Origin of the sequence: Veillonella sp. VA141, assembly GCF_003992175.1 — a bacterium.
In the GTDB taxonomy this organism is placed as follows: Bacteria; Bacillota; Negativicutes; order Veillonellales; family Veillonellaceae; genus F0422.
The window spans coordinates 1-23,563 of record NZ_RQVM01000004.1 but is presented as its reverse complement, the minus strand read 5'-3'; the positions used below and the strand labels follow the sequence as shown (position 1 = coordinate 23,563).

Below are 23,563 nucleotides of genomic sequence, written 5' to 3'. Positions count from 1 at the left end.
CTTATCCCCTCCCTTTCAATCGTGGATCTAATATAGAGTAGGATATGTCTACTAAGAAGTTGATAGCTGTATAAATAAGAGCTACCCACAATACGAAGCCTTCAATGAATGGATAGTCGCGCATGGCAATGGCATAGACTGCCATTTTACCCATACCTGGCCAAGAGAATACGATTTCGATAACCGCAGCCCCTGCCAAGAGCCAACCGATACCCATACCCATGATCGTAATCAATGGTAATAAAGCATTTGGCAATACATGTTTCCACAAAATTTGCGATTCACTCATGCCTCGAGCACGAGCCCCCATCACATAATCTTGATGCAACTCCTCGATAATCACAGTCCGTACTTGGCGCGTAAACTTTGCAGACATAACAGAAGCCAATGTAATAGCTGGTAAAATCAAGGCTTTAAAACTAATCACTGATGTGGCAATCGGTACCCAGTGCAATTTCAAACCGAAGATGTACAGCAGAATCATACCTAACCAGAAACTTGGCATGGATACATTCACAAAGGCAAAAAATCGAATAATAAAATCTGGTAGTTTATTTGCTTTCACAGCCGAATAAATCCCCATTGGTATGGAAATGAGCACATTTAGTGCAAAGGCTGACACTGCTAATAAAGCCGTACCACCCAAGCCTTCTAATAATTTGTCGGTCACTGGTTTTTTCCCTGAATAGGAAATTCCCAAGTCACCTTGTGCGGCACCTGCTACCCAGTGTACATACTGTTCCATAAAAGGCCGATCTAAGCCCATCTCTTTTCGTGTAGCATCAATCATTTCCTGCGACACAATAGAGTCCCCTGCTTCCAACACCATCAAAGCTGGATCCCCAGGAGCAATGTAGGTCAAGCAAAATGTCAGAAACGTAACACCAATCAATGTAATTAGCAATTGTGACATTTTACTCAGTATGGTTTTCAATCATCCACATCCTTTCCTTAATATTGATGAGCATACATTGATGTAATTAATACTAGCAAAAAAAGAAAAACCACCCTTCGGGGTGGATACATACAGAAAGTTAGCAAGGGCTACAGCTTAGACAATCTTGCTCCATCTTGCCCATAACCCTATACAACTTTTAGTAATATCTTCCCCAAATTATTCTTCCCTTATACTCGGTATTCAAAGTCAATGTCTACGCCCAAATTCTAAATATAGATATTACATAAATATGTTAATTTCTTTTATCAAAATTGTCAAATGACAAATGCGAATATCGCAAGACATGCAACTCATACTTGTTTGAAAGTGTACATTTATAGGTATTTATCTGTGATTTATATCATTTTAAATCATCACTTTTACACAAATTGAAAAATATCTATATAGTAATTTTATTCATTTTGTATAATATTCATGACTTTTAAAGATAGATATAAGAAACTTTCATAATTAACCTGAATCATGACATAAGAAAACACACCCCCGGGAGTCCCCTTAGGTGTGTTCCATTTTACTATGCAATTAAAAGAAATCGTTTTTCCAAAGCCAATAGCCTGCCAGCGCTGCAAAGCTTATGCCAATACCAATCACATACTCAAAGCCATATTCCGTATCAGCAAATGGCACCGGCACGTTGATACCCCACAAGCTAAAGATGGCCGTTGGTACAGCTAACATAATTGTCATGGCTGCCAATAATTTCATAACTAAGTTCAAATTGTTAGAAATAATAGAGGTAAAGGCATTCATCATATTCATCAAAATATTAGAATACATTTCAACCATTTCCACAGCCTGTTTATTCTCAATGATCACATCTTCTAATAAATCTTCATCTTCTTCATAGATTTTTAATAAGTATCGCACATCATCATGACGACGAATACGCAAAATCCGTTCCATTACCGTACCATTACCACGCAGTGCAGAGGTAAAATAGGTCATGGATTTTTGTAATTCCAACAATTGGAACAAATCTTTATTCCGTGTCGTATGTCGTAATGTTTTTTCAATGTCATCCGTACGGCGGTCGATTTGTTGTAAGTATCGCAAATATAGTACCGCTGTGCGATACATGATTTGGAACAGAAATCTTGTCTTTTTAAAAGTATAGAAGGTTGGCATTTGATTGCTCAAGAACGGATATAGCACCTCTGCTTCTTCTAAACAGATGGTAATAAAGAAATCTTCTGTCACAAAGACACCCAAAGGTACTGCATCATATACATCAGAACCACGCAGTACTGGAATGTTAATAACGACGAAAATGTATTCATCTTCAATTTCTACGTGAGACCGTTCTTCCGTATCCAAAGCTGCTTTCAGTACGTCCGTTGGAATCTGTGTCATCATATTGACGATAGCCAACTCATCGGGGTCTGGGTTCACCAAATTTATCCATGAACCTTTTGTAGCATCTTGTACAGTGGAATCTGTAAATAATTCCCCCTCTACGTGTTTGTGTACCGTTAACATGTGACACCTCCTTAACGTCTTAATAACCCTACCCTTTATCTTAATCAATCGAGGCCGATTCGTCAATTTTTTTATGATTTCTCATGAAAGTTTCTAACAATCTTTCACTGTTTCCACTCAATCAATGTATAGGAGTAAATACGATACCCATGTACAACAAAAAGGACCTGGCCTAATACCAAGTCCTTTTTGCTGTATAGTTGTTATGTAGTGATATATGCCTTGTATAACTACAAGGAGGGAAGATATCACAATGCCTCCTGCTACATAGTCGGGCGTACATGCTAGCAGGAGGACGTATGTTATTTGCTGTAGAATATACGGATAGAGTTCAAGATACAAAGAATGGATACCCCTGTATCTGCAAAGATAGCTACCCACATATTAGCAAAACCAAATACACCTGCTACCATAACGATGATTTTTACAGCAATAGCGAAGAAAATATTTTGCCATGCAATGGATAATGTACGATCCGCAATGCTTAAGGAGCGCCATACAGAATCTAGGTTAGAGTTCATGTACACTACGTCTGCTGCTTCGATGGCAGAATCTGCACCACTACCCATAGCACCGCCTACGTCAGCACCTGTCAATACAGGCGCATCGTTGATGCCATCACCTACGAACATAACAGAACCATGATCATTACGTAGAGACTGTACCACTTCTAATTTATCTTGTGGTAATAACTCAGCACGTACTCCTTGGATACCTACTTGTTGAGCAATATACTTTGCACTAGCTGCCACATCACCTGTAAGCATCACTGTTTGATATCCTTTGCCGTTCATGCGACGAATGGCTTCCTTAGAATCAGCTTTTAAAGCGTCAGCGATGATGATACGGCCTACGTATTGACCATCAACAGCTACGAATACTTCACTACCATACACATAATCAATCAATGGGGTTGCAATATTTTCTTTCGCCAACAAACGACCATTGCCGACTAATACAGTATGACCTTCTACGGTGCCTACCATGCCGTGACCGGAAATTTCTTTTACATCCTTGGCCGTAGTAAACTCTACCCCTCTACGTTTTACTTCTTCTACGATAGACATCGCAATTGGGTGTGTAGATACGGCTTCTAAGGCTGCTGCATATTCCAACACTTCGTTTTCTGTATAGCCACTAGCTACTTCTACTGTTTGTACGTTGAAAGTACCAGTTGTGATGGTACCAGTTTTATCAAATGCAATAGCTTTCACACGGCTCATAGCCTCGATTGCTTTACCACCTTTGAATAAGATACCTTGTCGAGAACCAGCACCAATGCCAGAGAAGAATGCCAATGGCACAGATAATACTAAGGCGCATGGACAAGATACTACTAAGAATGTTAAAGCTGTATAAATCCAATATTGCCATTCTCCTGTGAATAGAGGAGGTACTATGGCAACGATAATCGCCAATGCCACTACGATTGGCGTATATACGCGAGAGAAACGAGTAATGAATCGGTCGATTTTTGGCTTGGATGCTGCTGCGTTTTCCACAGCATCTAAAATGCGCATAACCATGGAATCTTTTAATTCGTGAGTCACTTCTAAGACAATGCGACCATCCACGTTGATACAACCAGACATCACTTCTGTACCTACCGTAGCACTTACAGGAACAGGTTCCCCTGTCACCGCTGCTGTATCGATACGTGTGGTACCTTCTACTACACGGCCATCCAATGGAATACGATCGCCAGGACGAATTTCGATATGAGATCCTACTTGTACAGCTTCTGGATTTACAACTTGTACGCTACCGTCACCAGCGATTAAACGTACTTCTTCTGGGCGAAGATCCACTGCATCCATGACCGCATTACGGCTGCGCTCTGTAGCACGTTCTTCAAAATAAATCCCTACTTGGAAGAACAACATAACGCCTACGGCCTCTGCATATTCACCAATGATTAAAGCGCCGATAGTAGCAATGGACATCAAGAAATTCTCGTCAAAGAATTTACCTTTCATACCATTTTTAACAGCTGCCCATACAATACGCCATCCTAATACAACAAATGTTACGATTAACAATGGAGTCATATATTGTTCTGGTACCCAATTCGTAAGCTCTGCCACTGCCATCACGATAGCACCAACGATTATGGCAGATAAACTTGCATTGTGTTCATGGTCATGATCATCTTGTTTTGCTTTTTTCGCCGCTCGTACAAATGGTACCACCACAACACCATCTTCTGTAGCATCACAAACCGCTTGAATTTGTTCTTGCAAAGCATCCATATCTTCTAAAGTAGAGGTAATTCGCAATTGTTTCGTACCAATTGTGAAAGTCGCTGCCGACACAGATTCTAATTGAATTAATTTTTCTTCAATGACACTAGCGCAATTTGCACAGTTCAAATTTTGTAATGTAAAAATGCGTTCCATAGTAACTCCTTTTTATTGATATATTACATATATTTTATACTTGAGTGTTTATTCATATGTTTATTATATCTACAAAATTCTATTTTGTCAATACATGATTCTATATTCATTTATTATTTTTTTTATCCCTAGTTTTATCTCATTTCGATAATAAAAAAGCACCCTAGTACTTAGAGCGCTGTATGCGGATTCGAACCGCATCTTTATAACAATATGTTATCGTCGTGCCAGTAGACCAACAGCGATTTTTTATTTATTCTATTATCTCATAGATTTAATAGATTTTCAATATCACTCTACCCCTAATACTTTAGATATCTCTGCCTCTATATAAATGTTATCCCATTTCTTCTTTACTTTGCCCCTCTGATAAGATGTAATATAAGAAAAAGAAAGAGCAGTACATAACACTAAGGAGGCCTAACATGATTCCTATCGACTCTGCTTTACATGGTGATGTAATCATCTACCAATCAGGAGAAGAAAATATTTCTACCAATGTTCTATTTAAAGACGAAATATTTTGGATGACACAAAACGATAAATTACTTCTAAAGCAACACAAGTAGATCTATACACAAAAGCCAGCAGTCCCTATGTTCTGCTGGCTTTCAGGATTATAGGACAAAATGAGTTGGTAGACTATGTCCCTACACGACAAAGAGGACTTAGCCTAATGTCCAAGTCCTCTTCGCTGTATACTTGTTATGTAGTGATATATACCTTGTATAACTACAAAAAAAGGGGAAAGATATCACAATGCCTCCTGCTACATAGTTGGGCATACATGCTAGCAGGAGGACTTATATTATTTACTGTAGAAAATACGGACAGAGTTAAAGATACAAAGAATGGATACCCCTGTATCTGCAAAAACTGCCACCCACATATTTGCAAAGCCAAATACACCAGCCACCATAACGATAATTTTTACAGCAATGGCGAAGAAAATATTTTGCCATGCAATGGACAAGGTACGTTCTGCAATGCTTAAAGAACGCCATACGGAATCTAGGTTGGAGTTCATGTATACTACGTCTGCTGCTTCGATGGCAGAATCTGCACCACTACCCATAGCACCACCTACATCAGCACCTGTCAATACAGGCGCGTCATTGATACCATCACCTACGAACATGACAGAGCCATAGTCATTACGAAGAGATTGGACAACCTCCAGTTTATCTTGTGGTAATAACTCGGCACGCACACCTTGGATACCTACTTCTTGAGCAATATGGTTCGCACTGGATGCCACATCACCTGTAAGCATCACTGTATGATATCCTTTTCCATTCATACGACGGATGGCCTCTTTAGAATCCGCTTTCACAGCATCGGCAATGACGATACGACCTACATATTGACCATCAATAGCTACGAATACTTCACTACCATATACATGTTCAATGGTTGGTACCGTTACATGTTCTGTTTCTAATAAACGACCATTACCAACCAATACGGTATGGCCTTCTACAATGCCTACCATACCATGACCAGAGATTTCTTTTACATCCTTAGCCGTATTAAACTCTACTCCTCTACGCTGTACTTCTTCTACAATGGACATAGCAATCGGGTGTGTAGAACCAGCTTCTAGAGCCGCTGCATATTGCAACACTTCATTATCTGTATAAGTACCAGCTACTTCTACTGTTTGTACGTTGAAAGTACCTGTTGTGATAGTACCTGTTTTATCGAAGGCAATCGCTTTCACACGACTCATAGCCTCGATCGCTTTACCACCTTTGAACAAGATACCTTGTTTAGAACCAGCACCGATACCAGAGAAGAATGCCAAAGGCACAGATAATACTAAGGCGCATGGACAAGATACTACTAGGAAAGTTAACGCTGTATAAATCCAATATTGCCATTCTCCAGTAAATAGAGGAGGTACTACGGCAACGATAATCGCCAATGCCACTACGATTGGTGTATATACACGAGAAAAACGAGTAATAAAACGGTCAATCTTTGGTTTTGATGCCGCTGCATGTTCCACAGCATCGAGAATACGCATAACCATGGAATCTTTTAATTCATGCGTTACTTCTAAGACAATACGCCCATCCACATTGATGCACCCAGACATCACTTCTGTACCTACGGTAGCGCTCACTGGAACTGGTTCACCAGTTACCGCTGCTGTATCGATACGCGTAGTACCTTCTACTATACGGCCATCCAATGGAATACGATCACCAGGACGAATTTCGATATGAGACCCTACTTGTACATCTTCTGGATTCACCACCTGCACGCTACCATCACAAACGATTAAACGCACTTCTTCTGGACGAAGATCCACTGCATCCATAACCGCATTACGACTGCGTTCTGTAGCACGTTCCTCAAAATAAATACCCATTTGGAAGAACAACATAACCCAAACAGCCTCTACATATTCACCAATGATTAACGCACCAATAGTAGCAACAGACATCAAGAAGTTTTCATCGAATAATTTACCTTTCATAACATTTTTAATTGCTGCCCATGCAATGCGCCAACCTAACACAACAAAGGTTACAATTAATAATGGAGTCAGGTATTGCTCTGGCACCCAATTTGTAAACTCTGCTACCACTATCACGATAGCGCCTATAATAATCCCCGCTAAACTAGAATTATGCTCATGGTCATCATCTACTTGTTGTGCTTTTTTAGGTGCACGCACAAATGGTACCACTACTACGCCATCTTCCGTAGCATCGCACACCGCTTGGATTTGATCTCGTAACATATCTGTATCTTCTATACTAGAGGTAATGCGCAATTGCTGGGTGCCAAGCGTGAAAGTTGCTGCTGACACAGATTCTAGTTGATTTAATTTTGCTTCAATCACGCTAGCGCAATTGGCACAATTCAAATTTTGTAGTTTAAAAATGCGTTCCATCGTACCTCCTTATGAATTATAATATGTAACCTTATACTCATTTTACTGTTTGTTTTAACACTGCTTTAACACTTAAGTGTTTGTTTATATGTTATCGTCGTGCCAGTAGACCAACAGCAATTTTTTATTTATTCTATTATCCCATAGATTTAATAGATTTTCAATATCACTTTACCCCTAATACTTTAGATATCTCTGCCTCTATATAAATGTTATCCCATTTCTTCTTGACTTTGCCCCTCTTATAAGATGTAATATAATGTTCTATTTAAAGACGAAACATTTTGGATGACACAAAAAGATATGGCGACGTTGTTCGGAGTATCTTTATCTTCTATCAGTCGCCATCTAAAAAACATCTTTGAATCTAATGAATTAGATGAATCAGTGGTTATTGCAGAAATTGCAATAACCACTAAACACGGAGCTTTAGCCCAGAAAACTCAAAGCTCAACAGTAAAACTGTACAACCTAGACGCCATCATCGCTGTTGGCTACCGTGTAAACTCAAAAGAGGCTACACAATTCCGTATTTGGGCTACCAAGGTATTACGCGAATATATTGTAAAAGGTTTTGCCCTCAATGACGAAATGTTAAAGAACGGAACTCCCTTTGGTCAAAACTATTTCAAAGAGCTTTTACGTAGAGTTCAATCCATTCGAGCAAGCGAACGTCAAATCTATCAACAAATTACAGATATATTCGCAGAATGCTCCATTGATTACGATGTACAGGATCCTTTTACCCGCCAATTTTACGCTATGGTGCAAAACAAATTCCATTATGCTATCACAGGCAAAACTGCAGCTGAAATTATTTATAATGCCGTTGATAGAGATAAACCACACATGGGATTACAAACTTGGAAAAGCTCCCCTCATGGGCGCATTCATAAATCCGATGTAACCATTGCAAAAAATTATTTAACCGCCGACGAAATACGTAAACTAGAACGAACTGTATCCTCCTTTTTTGACTATATCGAAGGCATCATCGAACGAAAACATACTTTTACCATGAAAGCCTTTGCTGAAAGCGTAGATAAATTCCTATCTTTTAACGAATACGAAGTGCTCACTAATAAAGGGCATATTTCAAAACTACAAGCTGATAAGAAAGCAGTTACTGAGTATAAAGAATTTAATCGTACGCAGAAAGTATTCTCTGATTTTGACAGAATCATACACAAGCAAAACGAGTAACATGATGAGAGCCTCAAAAAGGTTGAGCAACGGTTGAGCAACCGAATCGAAAACGCCTAAAATCAGAGTAAATAGAAAACGAGAAAACCCCGTAAACACGTATGTTTACGGGGTTTGTTATTTGCTTGAATTATTCAGCTGTGATTGTTGCTACTGGGCAAACGGATTCGCAAGAACCGCAATCGATACAAGTATCGTTGATTTCGTATTTAACTTCGCCTTCAGAAATTGCTCCTACTGGACAAACAGAAGCACAAGAACCACATTTAATGCATGCATCACCAATAACGCGCATGAGACACCTCCATAAAAAAATAGAATTCGCTAACTTTATGATTATCATTTAACTAAGGTACTTACCTTTTTTATATTCTCATTATTGCACGTTTTTTTAGTCTTGTCAAATACTTGTCTATACTTTTTGTATCCAATTTTTACAATTGATGTTGCATTTTTTGTATCGCTGAACCTATATATTACGCTATTTGATAGAATTTATCATTTGTATTTAGCTATATATACAAAAAATAACTGTAGGCGCCTATATTCTCAATTATTACTTCTCAATATAGTTTTTGATAATAATTATATTATCAATTAGATATCTATGAACATAAACTAGTTTCCATCCAGTTAGTGTAACTGATTCGATTCATATCCCATGACTCGTTGCTTAATCTTGTACATCCGCACCCGCTGGTAATCGATTTCATCATGACATACCAAGGTTGCTACTTCAACCTGCAAAGTCTTGGCGATCAAATACAACACCTGCACAGATGTCCCTAAGGAACCTTTAGCGCCTTCAATTTTTGCTAAATAACTTGGACTAATACCACATCGTTTAGATAATTCTTTTTGTGAAAGTCCCTGACAACGTCTAACCCAAGCAATTTTTCTACCTAAACAAATACAAAACTCTTCATACTCTGGCATAGATTCCATTGATTGTAAGTGAGTCCCCATCTCTATACACCTCATTTCAAAAGTATATAACCGAACTGCTCTACTCACATTATATATAGGCAAAATTCATAAATCAAGGGCATATCTGATACGATGGTTTTCTAAAATGCTGTTCTACAGTGATGAGACGGATGCTCCTCGACTTTCATCAGTCCCTGTATACACAAAATTATCTAATAAGTGCAACAAAGTCTGCAAATCATATCTATGAATATCATCATATTCAATCTCCATCAAATATCGATGAGTAGGATCAGCTTTCATAATCATATCCAGGGTAAACGTTACATATGGTCCATCCGGTGTAGGCTGTTCAAATCGCTCCCAGCGAGCCATTGTCATATCATCTCTAGATAATGCCCCCACTTCTACTACTGTGAACTCTTTAAAAACTTCGGGACTTCTTCGACGCAAAACTTCCATATAGTCCGCATCCGTCATTCCTTGAATTGGTGTGTCATACCATGTAGTATTCCACTGTTCCTGGGATACCCCTTTCGGTGCTACATTATCTATACGAGTTACCGTCATATTTACATCTTTATCCAAATGCAACAGAACTCCTACTGTATGTCCCTTACCTTTAAGTTCGGTCGTATCAATCCATACCATAGTTTGTATTGCCCAAGGAATCGCAAAGCGGAAATTCCCTTCACGACTATTGATGTACGTATAGTGTGGTATATTTTCTGCTTCTTTATTGTTTTTTATCAAACTGTTTTTTGAATAGTGGTCTCCTATATAAAATGGTACTCCTTTTTGCATTCTTCCCTGGTCTATGACTGTAACCATAGGCTTTACCTGTATATCATTTGCTAGACTTACAGTGCTTGTGAAAGTTGCAATCGCTATGCCACATGCTAAAGCCTTCCAAAATGTCTTACCCATTGTTGCATCATTCCTCCCTCTTTTCTCTTCCTAGTAATGTTCTCCCTTAGTCTATGCCAATTTTCACCAACTATTTTCGCTAACTCATTCTTTCTCTAGCCCTATTCGACCAGACCGTTGGATAGTCGCCTTCGTTTTTCTCGTATCTTCCCAGGTGGATTGGGACGTAATCCCTTCTTCTGTAATTCTTAATTCCTGCTCTTTGCGCACCGATGGCTTGCCTTGGCTTAACTCCTGATGGTATAAATCTTCAAGATCCGTTACATCCTTCGTTTCCATCCACATGTCTGGCAGCAACGCAGATGGTAGGTTATACTCTTCATCTGCTAGTGAAGGGGCTCTCTGCTCCTTTGCCTGTTGTTTTTCGTTTTGCCGAGCATCTGTATCACTTTCTTCTGGCAAATACTCCAGAATATCCACTAGGTGTTTCAATGATTCTATACTATACTTTTGGATATCATCATAGGTGAAAGTAATCACATACCGATGCGTAGGATCGTCTTTCAAAATCATGTCTACCGTAAAACGCACTTTCGGACCTTCTGCTGTCATTTGCACAGACCGATCCCAACGAGCCGCAGTCATCTCTTCTCTCCACAACAATCCACCTTCGAGCTGTGTATATTTTTCAGATAAATGTGGATCTTCACGTCGCCAAATTGCCATATACTCCTCATCCGTCATCCCTTGGATTGGTTGGTCATACCAGGTCGTATTCCATCTCTCCTGAGAAACACCTTGCGTTGGTGTATTATCTCGTCTCGTGATCATCATAGTCGTATTCTCGTCAAAATCTAGCAAAAATCCCTCTATATGTCCGCTATCTGTAGGAACAACCTTATCAATCCAATGAATATCTTTCACAGTGCCAAACATAGACACCCGAAAATGAGCTGGTCGGTGGCTAATATAGAGCCCCCTCTTCTCTGGTGCAGCATTCTCCTTTTGTAATACGAAGTGTTCCCCATCTATTCCTTGAGCATCTACTGTTTGTACACTATCTAACTCCTTTGTGAAAGTCCTCACCGGTGTTCCCTCTATAGTATACGCCATACCTACAAAACCGGTGAAAGTAACCATCGCCATGCCACATACCACAGATTTCCACCACGTATTTTTAACTAGTTTGCTTTTCATTCGTTGATTTCCTTTCTTACTAATTCCTTTATACACCCTATGCAATTTCTATATATGTCTATAGTTGACTCCATCTCGATATCTAGATAACCACCTAATAGGTTATTACCGTATCATCGTGCTTTTATCTAATATAACTATATATCTAGTATACCATAGCTTGCATTGTATATACCCAAACTGCCATTCATGCATATCAGCACTGGTTCCGACGATACTCTCATAATCACTATGAAATACAATTAGGAGACTCGCTTTTACTGTACAACAAAAAGAGAACCCACTATTGTGAGTTCCCTTATATACTACTATACAGTTGCTATATCTTACAGTTTATCCAATGCTTGCGCTAGGTCAGCAATGATATCCTCTACATTTTCAATACCGATGGATACACGTAATTGCTCTGGTTTTACACCTGCTGTTAATTGTTCCTCAGGGCTCAATTGGGCATGTGTTGTACTTGCTGGGTGGATAACCAAGGATTTAGCATCCGCCACATTGGCAAGGTTAGAGAAGATTTCAAGAGCATCAACGAATTTGATACCTTCCTCTTTGCCACCTTTCACACCAAATGTGAACACTGCGCCAACACCATTTGGGAAATATTTGTCAGCCAACGCTTTGTATGGGCTGTTTGGTAATTCAGGATAATTTACATAAGCAATTTTGGGATGGTTTACCAAGAAATCTACTACTTTACGAGTGTTTTCTACATGGCGTTCTACACGCAAGGACAATGTTTCAATACCTTGAATAATCAACCATGCTGCTAGTGGAGTAATAGCTGCCCCAGTGTCACGCAATAATTGAGCACGTACTTTCACAGTGAAAGGAATTGGAAGATCGCCGTATACTAAACCATTGTAATGTACGTCACCTTCTACGAATCCAGGATAACGGCCGCTTGCTTTGTAGTCGAACTTACCACTTTCCACGATCACACCAGCGATAGTTGTACCATGACCACCTAAGTATTTAGTAGCGGAGTGAACCACTACGTCTGCACCGTATTCAAATGGACGGAACAAGTATGGAGTACCGAATGTATTATCCACAATCACGATGATACCATGAGAGTGAGCGATCTCAGCAATCGCTTCTAAATCTACCAAGTTAGCTCCTGGGTTACCAACGGATTCTACATACACAGCTTTTGTGTTGTCGTCGATAGCTGCTTTAAATTCTTCTAAATTATCTGGGTTCACAAATTTTGTAGTAATACCGAAACGTGGCAATGTTGCACTGAATAAGTTGTAAGTACCACCGTACAATGTGGACGCTGCTACAATGTTGTCACCAGCAGATGCTACGTTTTGGATAGCATAGGCAATCGCTGCAGAACCAGAGGCTACGGCGATGGCACCAGCACCACCTTCTAAAGCGGCTACACGGCCTTCCAATACGTCTTGTGTAGGGTTACCTAAACGAGTGTAGATAGGACCTGCATCAGTTAAAGCAAAACGTCCTGCTGCTTGTTCTGCATCTTTAAATACATACGATGTTGTTTGATAAATTGGCACCGCACGGGAACCTGTTGCGTCTACTGTATGACCTGCATGTAATTGTAATGTTTCAAATTTGTAATTACTCATGTTAAACTCCTCATCATTCTTAAATCTTTACTATCTATTGACTAGGATTAAATGACCCAGTCTTGTATATATGCTTCTTCAATCGGTCTCGATTGTAATTCACTGACCTCATACGGTGTTTCTTGGTACACATAATAGTTTAACCAGTTTGAATAGAGTATGGTCGATGCAGATCGCCATCGAATGATGGGCTCTTTCGTCGGATCATCATCAGGGAAATAATTTTCTGGAATTTCAATCTCTAATCCTAACTTTCTATCCCTATCATACTCTTGGTATAAAGTATCTCGATCATATTCTGGATGTCCAAAGATAAACACATGTTTATTATCATAGGACCGGGCGATACCAACACCTGTCTTATCCGCGCGGGCTAGTACTTCTAACTGAGGGTGAGCGTTGATTTCACTTTCACTCACCGTCGTATGCCGTGAATGAGGCATATAGAAGAGTTCATCTAGGCCACGCATAAGCATGGGCTTACTGTTCTGCACTTCCTGTTCATATACACCGAATAACTTGGTAGGCAAATCTTCCTTGTGGATGCCGAAGTGCTTATAAATCCCAGCTTGGGCTCCCCAACAAATATAGAGAGTAGAGCACACATGGGTTTTACTCCATTCCATAATTCCTGAAAGCTCATCCCAGTAATTCACTTCCTCAAAAGGCATTTGCTCTACCGGAGCGCCTGTTATAATCAAACCATCAAAGTATTGATCTTTGATTTCCTCGAAAGTTCTATAAAAGGTTTCCAAATATTCTTGACTTGTATGACTCGCTGTATAGGACGCCGTGTACAGAAAGGTAACCTTTGTTTGTAACGGTGTATTACTCAAAGCGCGAAGCAGTTGAATTTCCGTAGTCTCTTTCCGTGGCATCAAGTTCACAACCACAATGTGGAGTGGTCGAATATCTTGTGACTCTGCCCGTTCCGAATCCATGACGAATATATTCTCTTCTGAAAGTTTCCCTATGGCTGGTAATCCTTTCACTACTCGTATAGGCATTCAATCCACCTCTCTTTCCAGTAAAACCTATCGATTAACGATGAATTAAGTATACTAGGATGTCCATCATATGTCAACAATATGCGTACATTTATCCTTATACAGGATACATATTATTATATATAGCAAAAAACTATAAGGAAAGTTATAAATACATATTTTCCCAATATTGCTCATATGTCATACATGCCCTTGAAATCCATTCTATTATATCAATATGTTACTTTTACACACTTTCAGAAAATTTAACTTGCTATTGAGTGGATTTTGATATATAATTTCATCAACATATATAGATGTCATGTTTCATTACTTATAATAGCAATTTACAGTAAATGAGCTATATATCAACAGGCCTGTGATACTATAGAAACTATGATGCAAGTACGCCCCTTATACATCATCCATGACAATCATGTTATGTAATATTATATACAAGGAGGTAAACAATGAGTCATTCTTACATTAAACACTCATTATTGATGACAGCCTCTGACACCCAAGATGATTCCTACACTGACGAAGAACTGGTAGCCTTCATCCAATCTGGTTATTGTCATATGACTGTTATCTTATGTCAACGGTACGTACCTCTCATTACAAAATACGCGCATGTGCGCCAACTTCGTTCTATAGACAGTGATTTAGAATCTGCCTTATGGGAATGCTTCTTGCAGGCTATTAAGACCTATGATATAACTAGCAACATCCCTTTTGCTGGATTTGTAAAATCTCGTATACGCTTCACCCAGTGGAATCTATATCGAAAGAGTCTACGACAATGGACTCATGAAACGGTGTTAGCCCCACAAGAAGATGAAACAGATCCTCTAGTATCTATCCCATCCAGCCATGATACTGCAGAGGAAGCCATTCATCATTTAGAGCTATTAGCATTGCACACAGCTCTATCAGAAATGGAGCCGGTGCATGCAAACCTATTACGGCAAGTCTTGCTAAAAGGCAAATCCATCAGCGAAATTGCTAATACCTATGGCATGAGTCGACAGGCTATGCATAAGAAATACAAACGAGCTATTGCCCTGCTAAAAGAGGCTTTAGAAACAGTTCAATAACATCACATTGAAAAGAAGTAAAACCTGAATCTCTCAAAGAGATTCAGGTTTTCTTATTGTGTAGTACACTAATATATAACAATAGCCATCCTGCTATGTGTCAGCAGGATGGCTACGGTAATCCTTGGTACTAAGTTCTATCACTATCATTTACATATACCCTTCTTGGTGTGGTTCTCAGCTGTCTAAAGGTCCTATCCTACCTTATCGTTTTAACCACTTTAATACCCAAAGGGTAATCCTAATAATTTTTAATGCTTTTTCAAGCTTTTCCATATTACGCCTCTAAAGCGATGGCATTATTTCGCACAACCCCTACCAAAGGATAGGCATATAGCTTACCCAATGCATCGCCTACAGCTTTTACATCCTCATCTGTAGCACTTTCATTGACATAGGCAAAATTAGCCACTTTTAAATTATGTGCACCTTCACCTTTTTTAAATTGTAATTGTAATTTGGTTACCATTGTTGTTGTCATAGTCTAATCCTCCTTATTCTACCACTGTGGACTCTGTAGTCACTAATGCACCATGTTGAAAGTTAGTCAAACGTTGATCTTTACGACCACGAAGTACATCTTTCTCCACCATCAGTTGACCTACTGTGTCAATTTCAGTTTTTGTAACACCTTCTTTAGGAAAAGCTACCACAATATTGACTTCTTCCTTAGATGTGTCTGTAAAGACCAAATGTAATTCTTTTTTCACTACTGTACTTGCTGCCATAATTTTCTCCTTTCCTAGTACCAAGTGCTTACACTTAGATACATTCAAAAAAAGAAGACTTGTCAACCAAATTCATAATCTTATCGGAGTAAACAAAAAAAGACTGTAATCAGAATGATAATTTTCATTCGATTACAGTCTTTTCTATATAACGCTTAGATTACGTTTACAATTCTATATTAACCTTGTAAACGGCTTAATACTGTTGCTAATTGAGCTTTTACAGCATCAAGTTCTGCACGTTGAGATTTGTTTTCTTCGCGTAATGCGTTAATTTCACCTTTTTGTTCAAGGTTTTGCGCTTCTAATGCACCCATTTTATCTTGCAATACGTATGCGGAACTAATTGGACCTTGTCTGTATACATCTGCTACAGCTGTTTCGTCTGCTTTAGATCCTACTTTCCAAGTAATACCAGCATTTGCCATCACTTGGCTATGGTTACCACCAATAGCAGCACCTGCATGGAACATCAAAGATTCATTTTTATAATGTGCCACACCTAATGCTAAGGAGTTTTGACCTTGGTAATGACCTACACCAGCCATGATTTGAGTTGGTTCTAATGGATCGTATTGGATAGGTTTCAATGCAGATAACGCAGCCGCTTGAGAACCAACACGGTTCACTTGACCTTGTAATTGGTTAGTAATTTCTTGCATATTGCCTGCTGCATCACGTAATTGGCTTACATTAACTGCATCAGTATCAGCTTCACCAGGAGCTACATTAGTGATTTTCTTGCCACCGTTGTCTAAGCCCTCTTTGGAAAGAGATACTTTGCCCATGCTAATTTTTCCATCTTTACCGTCTAAGGAGATAGCATTAGCAGCACCAGGAGTACCTACTGTTACAACACCATTATCACCGAATGTTACTTTACCAGCAGTATCACCTTCTCCAGCGATAGAAGTAATACCTGTCAACTCTGGATTCAAGGAATATGTGAAGTTTGTACCCTTTTGTTTGATTTTAAGATTAGCACCCGCTTTAAGCGTTACTTTGTTGCCATCTTTAACTTCTTCAGTAGATGTAGTAGTATCGTCTGCTTTTTTACCACCATCTTCAATATCAGATGTAATGGAGAATCCAGAAGAATTAATATGTTGCTCTAATTCATCTTTAAGATTTTTTACATCATTTTTAACACCAGTTAATTGGCTTACATTAACTGCATCAGTATCTTTTTCACCAGCTTTCACATTAGTGATTTTGTTATTACCGTTATTTAAACCTGTTGTTGTTAAGGAAACTGGGTTTTTATCCGCTGCTTTAGGAGTGATAGTCATACCCTCTGCATTGATTACAGTAGTTGTATCACCTGCAGTATTTATGAAAGATGCACTTGTTAAATCTTTCAATTCTGGATTTAAAGAATATGTGAACTCTTTACCAACTTGTTTAAGTTTTAAGTTATTACCAGCTTTTAAAGTAACAGTGTTACCAGCTTTTACAGCTTCTTTCGTTGTGCCTTCAGCTTTGCCAGTTCCATCTTCACCACTTGTTACATTCCAAGCTGCATTATTAATAGCGTTTACCACAGTATCAACAGTAGCAATTTTACCTTTATCTGTATCTTTAACAGATACAGTACCAGCGTTTACAGGCTTGTCATCTGCGCCTTTTCCATCTTTATCATTAACTGTAATAGCACCAGTGTTAACTTGTAAACCATTGTCTCCTACAGTTATTGTCGTGCCATCAGCATTTACTTTTACACCAGCATCCGATACATTAATGGATTTATCTGCAGGTTTTACTACGATTGTACCATCACCATTAGTCAAACCGTTGCCAATTTTTGGAGCTGCATTGTTGATCATATCAGCTACGTTTTGAGCCGTTGTTAAGGCATTGCCTTTCGTTGGGTCTTCAAGTGTTACCAAACCTGTATTTGGGTCTTTTTTAAGCTTAGCTGTAACAGGTTTAATAGTAATTGTATTATTCGTTGCATCTGTTGTCAATACATCTTTATTGGCAGAAACCACTTTTAATGTTTGGTTATCTAACAATACGTCAGCTTTAGATACGCCATCTTCTACTGGTGATACATTAGCTACTGTATCACCGGCAATTCGTAAGTTGATAGAACGAAGTTGTGCCACGTTTACTGCATCAGTATCGTCTGTACCCGCTGCTACATATGTAATTTGACGAGTCATACGTGGAGTACCTACCGCCACTGCTGCTGTACCGGATGTTAATGTATTACCTTTAAGACCAGCATAAGTATTCAAATGGTTTTCGTTTACATCATAGCCTTTACGAGCTTCTATATCTGCTACAGAGTAAGAACCTAAGCCTACACCATTATCCACTGTAGCTTGTGCTTTAACACCGATGGCTACTCCATGATCAGCCAAAGATTTAGATTGTGTACCAATAGCTACAGAATTTTCATTTTTAGCATTAGATTCTCTACCAATAGCTACTGAGTTTTTACCTTCTGCTACCGCCTTTGTACCCACTGCTAAAGCAGATTCCTTAGCACTTGCATAAGCATCTTTTAATGTCGTTTTAGCTGTTTCTAAAGTAGCTTCCTCAGCCGTTGCTGCCGCTGCCGCAATAGTAGCTTTTTCTTTATTAGTATCATCTTTTTTATTAAGATCTACTAAGTCTTTCGCTCTTTTAATTAAGCGAGTAATATCCACCTTAGTGTTAGATGCTGTTTTAGGATCAAGAGCTGCAATTTTTTCAAGAGCTGCCAAATTACCTGTTACCGCCTCTTTACCTGATGCATAATCATTATCTACTTTGACGCCATCAAAGAAAGCTGCTTTCATTGCATCATAATCGATACCTAAAGCTTTTGCTAATTGCACTTCATCAGCGGTTAAAGAATACACAGTAAGACCAAAATCACGGGCATCCCCTGCTAAACGTTGTTTAGAAGCTTCCATATCGCTCTTAGCTTTAAGGCTTTCATCTTGTTTTGCTAAATATGTATTATACGCCCCTTGATACGTTTGTAATGCTGTAGATACTTTTGCGGCTAATGTTGCATCTCCACCTGCCACAGACTCATTACCAAAGGCAAAACCATAAAGCCCCATAGCACGTGCAGTCGTACCTACAGAAATCGCTCCTGTACCAGCAGCAAAGGTATTTTCACCAGCATTTCCTTTTGTAGCAGAACCATTACCAATAGAGATTGCTTGGCTACCATACGTAGTAGATGTACGACCTAATGCTAAACCACCTGCTGTAAAAGAAACTGCACGGTCACCCACAGCCATACCAGATGTTTCTGCCACATGTGAACCATAACCTACAGCTACCGCACGACCAGCCTTCACACCAGTTCCAGCAAGAGCACCTATAGCAGTATCATTGTCTTTTCGAGTACTAGCTTGGTTACCAACAGTTGTACCGTTTGTGTCATGCGCTAGCGCTTCTGTACCAACTACTGTAGTATAGTTACCAACACCTTGTGCATTATTACCAATAACCGAAGATCCGCCTCCTAAAGCTTTTGCTACTGGACCAATCGCCACGGCACCAGCAGAGCGCATTGCTCTTGCTGTGGATTCAGCTTGATAACCAATAGCTACAGATTGAGACATATTTGTACGAGATTCAGAACCGATTGCAACAGCTTTATCCCAATGGCTAGACGCTTGTTTACCAATAGCCACTGCTTCAGAACCAGATTGACGAGTAACATTTTGATTATCTCGTAAAGAAGTTGCTCCTGTACCAATCACTACTGTATCTGTATGAGATGCATATGCATTAGTCCCGATAGCTACCGTATTTTTCGGCGCATTTGAAGGTGCAATAACATGTGGACCTGCCCCTGCTAATGTGGCTTTACCGATGGCTACGCCACCTTCTGCATTAGTCACTGCTTTATTACCTAAGGCAATAGAACCTTCTTTTACAGCATTACTACTTGTACCAATGGCAGTACCTTCACCTGTACCTACTGCATTGTCTACAGCGAATATAGTAGTCATACCAGCTACACTAAAAGCTGTAACACCTAAAATAGCAGCCATAGCGGCTAATCGATTTACTTTTTGTTGACCTTGTGCATGTGCTGCATTCATTCGAACAATTTCAGTACGGTTTTTCATGATTCTCCTTTTCCTTACAGATTGAAACACATATTGACTTACTATACTAAACGATTAAGATGACATATGAATGAACAAAATACACTTGATAGGTGCATTTTCAAGCAAAAAAAAATATGCCCGACTTACCAAAAAGTTTATCGCCATAATTCATATAAATCCACTATGTCATCTCAATTTATGCCACAATTATACAATTCGCCCTTATAAATGTCAAATGAAATTTTCATGAAGTTTCATAAAACAACTCCTCCCCTCACACTAGCAAAAAAACGCTTAATAACCATTCTTTATAAACAGTATGTATAGTATAGTATAGTATAGTATAGTATAGTATAGTATAATTATTCATGTTTATACACCCTCTTGATAATTAGCGGTGCACCTAATAGGTACGCCCTATAAGTGGTAACATTTTATTATTATTTTACTTATTCCTATTTTTTTGATATACTATCTATGTCGATGTGATACTCGACAGGAACTATGAACCTCATATGTTCCAGCCTTTCAAACTACTTACATATGTGATAACGGTGACTTCCCATACACACCTACGGTTATCACAAAGAAGCCACCTACTCGTCCCCATACGAGTTAGGTGGCTTTCACCTTATATACATAATTCTAGAGTATAGTTATCCTACCAGCATATTCATATTAGTTAGTACCTACTATACGTAAGGTAGTAGCACCTATCTCATACGGTTATTACTGGTTAAACATAGATACTAAGATTACAATTAAAAAAGGAGTGATACTATGAATCATACCATCTATTTAGGAGGCGGTTGTTTTTGGGGTGTGGAAAGCTACTTTCAACGCATTCCCGGTATTGTAGATACTGAGGTAGGCTACAGCAATGGCGCTCATCCGAATCCCAGTTATGAAGAGGTTTGCCGTGGCAGCGGTCACGTGGAAACTGTCAAGGTTACTTATGACACCTCTGTGATTTCCCTTTCTAAGGTACTACAATATTTTTTGCGTATTATTGATCCTTTTAGTATCAACAAACAAGGTAACGACGTTGGCATTCAATATCGCAGCGGTGTGTATTACGAACATTCTGAGGACAAAGCAATCATCGAGTCCACGTTAGAACGTGCTAATAGCCATTACCAAAAGCCTTTTGCCATTGAAGTGTTACCCTTACAGTCATTTTATCCGGCTGAAGAATATCATCAGGACTATTTAGATAAAAATCCTAATGGCTATTGCCATATTAATGTATCCAAAGCTTACGAGCCTTTAATCGATGAAAAGGAATACCAACGCAAAGCAGATGATGTATTACAAAAAGAACTTAGTGATTTAGAATACGCTGTAACACAACATAGTGCTACGGAGCGACCTTTCTCTCATGCCTATACAGATGAATTCCGCCCCGGCATTTATGTAGATATCACCTCTGGAGAGCCTCTTTTTGTCTCCGCTCAGAAATTCGACTCTGGTTGTGGTTGGCCTAGTTTTGCACAACCGATCAACAGCGATGTCATTCGTTACTATGAGGACGATAGTTTAGGACATCGTCGCATCGAAGTACGCAGTCGCATTGGAGATGCTCATTTAGGGCATGTCTTTGAAGATGGCCCTCAGTCCATGGGAGGTCTCCGGTATTGTATCAACGGCGCTTCCTTACGCTTTATTCCTTTAGAAGAGTTAGAAACAGAAGGGTATGGCGCTTTGCGTGAATTTGTAGAAAGTAGCCACGCTCTATCTCAAGATTCTCAAAAAATTTAGTATACAACAACTTAGCATAATACAAAGCTGATTTCAACGATTACCAACTTACCGTATCTTACAACATAAAAAGACTGTAAACACAGGATTATATTTCCAATTGTTTACAGTCTTTTATCGTTATATAAATAGTCTATGCTTATATGCCCTATCTATACCGTTAGATCTAGCATACTTGATACACTATATTACTTTTAATAAAGTACGTATATCCCTATAGATTATGCATATACTATTGTAGCCCAGTATAGTCTATATCTTATAAGTGCAGAAGATTAAACTCGCCATGAAATCCACGCAATGGTATCTGTTGTGTGATTTTCTAATTTACCATCTACAGCTTTCTCCGATAAAAATTCACGTATTTCTTCTTTGATCATTTCTAAGTCGCCACCTACTTTTCGATGCACACGTAAGCAGAAATAATCGACTGCTTCATCAACGGTTAAAGTTTCTACTTCTTCTACCGTTTTATAAGTAATATTTACATTCTTTCCGATTTCGTTAACTGTGCCCAAGCAATCTTGTAACATGGATTCCCATGGGCTTCCACTTACACCATATCGCTCAGAATAGATGGCATCTAAGTATTCATCTTTTCGATCGGCGAACATGATGCACAAGCAATGCTTACGACTAGCCCGATGTAAAGCACGTAAATTAGCTGTATCCGACATAATAGGGCAGAAGATACTATATACTAAATCAAATTTCTTCTCCCATCCTAAAGCTTGCCGAGCTTCCTCTGACCACGGTCCAAGCCATAAATCTAAAGAAAGGCCTTCCTTTTCGCTAATTTGTTTTGCCCCTTCTAGCATGCCTGTGGAAAGATCAACACCGGTTACTCTCACCCCATTACGAGCTAGTCCCATGGCATAGTCCCCAGTACCACAGCCTACATCAAGTGCTGTTTCTCCTTCTGCTGGATGAATCCCTAATTCTTGTAATCGTGCTACAAAGTCCACTACTTGCGCTACACGATCCTCACGTTTGTGCATATTGACAAAGAATTTGGATGTTTGATTCCAAGATTGTTGTTCTTCTTGCCAGCCCTCCATAGAAACAGGCATTGTTGTGATTGTACTCATAGAAACCTCCTTATCACTTTATATTTAATAGGATAGATATCATTTACACTAATATTACTACTATACATTATATACGATATACAGCAAATTATATATGATAAAAATTATCAATTCATATATTTTAATTATACAATACAATACGTGTTTATACTGTGTCTATAGCAACAAAATCTGTACAACCATACAAGAAGTATTAGAACACAAAAAAGCGACCTTGCGGTCGCTTTTCCTATTTAGAATCTACGATTCAATTATGCTTCGATAGCTGTAACAACACCAGCGCCTACTGTATGGCCACCTTCGCGAATCGCGAAACGTAAACCTTCT

General features: G+C 39.0%; 19 protein-coding genes. 4 read left to right on the top strand and 15 right to left on the bottom strand.

All coding sequences use genetic code 11. The annotated features are described in order from the left end of the window. Nucleotide 1: 1 nt before the first annotated feature. From nikB to EO112_RS05215, 3 genes are all read right to left on the bottom strand, one after another. On the bottom strand, nt 2-934 hold the full coding sequence (gene nikB / locus EO112_RS05225; RefSeq protein ID WP_240629348.1) for a nickel ABC transporter permease: 933 nt from the start codon (nt 932-934) through the stop codon (nt 2-4). Nucleotides 935-1,480: 546 nt separating this feature from the next. Further along, the gene (locus tag EO112_RS05220) at nt 1,481-2,434 is read right to left on the bottom strand and encodes a magnesium transporter CorA family protein (RefSeq protein ID WP_127010992.1); all 954 of its coding nucleotides are present in this window, start codon (nt 2,432-2,434) and stop codon (nt 1,481-1,483) included. A 302-nt stretch (nt 2,435-2,736) separates the two neighbouring features. Beyond that, a complete protein-coding gene (locus tag EO112_RS05215) occupies nt 2,737-4,830 on the bottom strand; it encodes a heavy metal translocating P-type ATPase (protein ID WP_127163305.1) in 2,094 nt (697 codons plus the stop codon). A gap of 425 nt (nt 4,831-5,255) precedes the next feature. Between EO112_RS05215 and EO112_RS08270 the strand changes: the two genes are divergently transcribed. Then, nucleotides 5,256-5,399, top strand: coding sequence for a hypothetical protein (locus EO112_RS08270; RefSeq protein ID WP_164723950.1), 144 nt, complete (start codon nt 5,256-5,258; stop codon nt 5,397-5,399). 239 nt (nt 5,400-5,638) lie between these two features. On the opposite strand, the gene EO112_RS05210 is transcribed toward EO112_RS08270, so the two are convergent. Continuing rightward, complete coding sequence (locus tag EO112_RS05210; RefSeq protein WP_127163303.1) at nt 5,639-7,732, bottom strand: heavy metal translocating P-type ATPase; 2,094 nt, start codon at nt 7,730-7,732, stop codon at nt 5,639-5,641. 303 nt (nt 7,733-8,035) lie between these two features. Here EO112_RS05210 and EO112_RS05205 point away from each other — a divergent pair, with 303 nt between their 5' ends. Then, nucleotides 8,036-8,935 carry a virulence RhuM family protein gene (locus tag EO112_RS05205; protein WP_240629347.1) on the top strand — a complete coding sequence of 300 codons (900 nt, stop codon included), beginning with the start codon at nt 8,036-8,038 and terminating at the stop codon, nt 8,933-8,935. Nucleotides 8,936-9,065: 130 nt separating this feature from the next. Here the strand turns inward: EO112_RS05205 and EO112_RS05200 are convergent, their stop codons facing one another. The 6 genes from EO112_RS05200 to metA form a co-directional block, all read right to left on the bottom strand. Beyond that, a complete protein-coding gene (locus tag EO112_RS05200) occupies nt 9,066-9,230 on the bottom strand; it encodes a 4Fe-4S binding protein (protein WP_009353470.1) in 165 nt (54 codons plus the stop codon). A 338-nt stretch (nt 9,231-9,568) separates the two neighbouring features. Next, a complete protein-coding gene (locus tag EO112_RS05195; protein ID WP_164723949.1) occupies nt 9,569-9,901 on the bottom strand; it encodes a helix-turn-helix domain-containing protein in 333 nt (110 codons plus the stop codon). A gap of 114 nt (nt 9,902-10,015) precedes the next feature. Next, nucleotides 10,016-10,789 (bottom strand): hypothetical protein, encoded by a 774-nt coding sequence (locus tag EO112_RS05190; RefSeq protein ID WP_127163297.1) that lies wholly within the window; start codon nt 10,787-10,789, stop codon nt 10,016-10,018. Nucleotides 10,790-10,873: 84 nt separating this feature from the next. Then, nucleotides 10,874-11,926, bottom strand: a complete 1,053-nt coding sequence (locus EO112_RS05185; RefSeq protein ID WP_127163295.1) for a hypothetical protein — start codon at nt 11,924-11,926, stop codon at nt 10,874-10,876. Nucleotides 11,927-12,252: 326 nt separating this feature from the next. Beyond that, nucleotides 12,253-13,521 carry an O-acetylhomoserine aminocarboxypropyltransferase/cysteine synthase family protein gene (locus EO112_RS05180; protein ID WP_127163293.1) on the bottom strand — a complete coding sequence of 423 codons (1,269 nt, stop codon included), beginning with the start codon at nt 13,519-13,521 and terminating at the stop codon, nt 12,253-12,255. Nucleotides 13,522-13,568: 47 nt separating this feature from the next. Continuing rightward, on the bottom strand, nt 13,569-14,528 hold the full coding sequence (gene metA / locus EO112_RS05175) for a homoserine O-succinyltransferase (protein ID WP_127135765.1): 960 nt from the start codon (nt 14,526-14,528) through the stop codon (nt 13,569-13,571). A 449-nt stretch (nt 14,529-14,977) separates the two neighbouring features. Here metA and EO112_RS05170 point away from each other — a divergent pair, with 449 nt between their 5' ends. Then, complete coding sequence (locus EO112_RS05170; protein WP_127163291.1) at nt 14,978-15,604, top strand: RNA polymerase sigma factor; 627 nt, start codon at nt 14,978-14,980, stop codon at nt 15,602-15,604. A gap of 277 nt (nt 15,605-15,881) precedes the next feature. On the opposite strand, the gene EO112_RS05165 is transcribed toward EO112_RS05170, so the two are convergent. From EO112_RS05165 to EO112_RS05155, 3 genes are all read right to left on the bottom strand, one after another. Beyond that, nucleotides 15,882-16,085 carry a DUF1659 domain-containing protein gene (locus EO112_RS05165; protein ID WP_009353480.1) on the bottom strand — a complete coding sequence of 68 codons (204 nt, stop codon included), beginning with the start codon at nt 16,083-16,085 and terminating at the stop codon, nt 15,882-15,884. A 13-nt stretch (nt 16,086-16,098) separates the two neighbouring features. Next, nucleotides 16,099-16,332, bottom strand: coding sequence for a DUF2922 family protein (locus tag EO112_RS05160; RefSeq protein WP_062401461.1), 234 nt, complete (start codon nt 16,330-16,332; stop codon nt 16,099-16,101). A gap of 179 nt (nt 16,333-16,511) precedes the next feature. Beyond that, nucleotides 16,512-20,408 (bottom strand): YadA-like family protein, encoded by a 3,897-nt coding sequence (locus EO112_RS05155; RefSeq protein WP_127163289.1) that lies wholly within the window; start codon nt 20,406-20,408, stop codon nt 16,512-16,514. Nucleotides 20,409-21,170: 762 nt separating this feature from the next. On the opposite strand from EO112_RS05155, the gene msrB reads away from it, so the two are divergent. Further along, on the top strand, nt 21,171-22,148 hold the full coding sequence (gene msrB / locus EO112_RS05150) for a peptide-methionine (R)-S-oxide reductase MsrB (protein ID WP_127163287.1): 978 nt from the start codon (nt 21,171-21,173) through the stop codon (nt 22,146-22,148). A 275-nt stretch (nt 22,149-22,423) separates the two neighbouring features. Here msrB and EO112_RS05145 read toward each other — a convergent pair whose 3' ends face one another. Together EO112_RS05145 and EO112_RS05140 are read right to left on the bottom strand one after the other, a co-directional pair. Beyond that, nucleotides 22,424-23,236: a class I SAM-dependent methyltransferase gene (locus tag EO112_RS05145; protein ID WP_127163285.1), complete on the bottom strand. Its 813-nt coding sequence runs from the start codon at nt 23,234-23,236 to the stop codon at nt 22,424-22,426. Nucleotides 23,237-23,487: 251 nt separating this feature from the next. Beyond that, on the bottom strand, nt 23,488-23,563 hold a 76-nt coding region (locus EO112_RS05140; RefSeq protein WP_164723757.1), incomplete at its 5' end, for a hypothetical protein.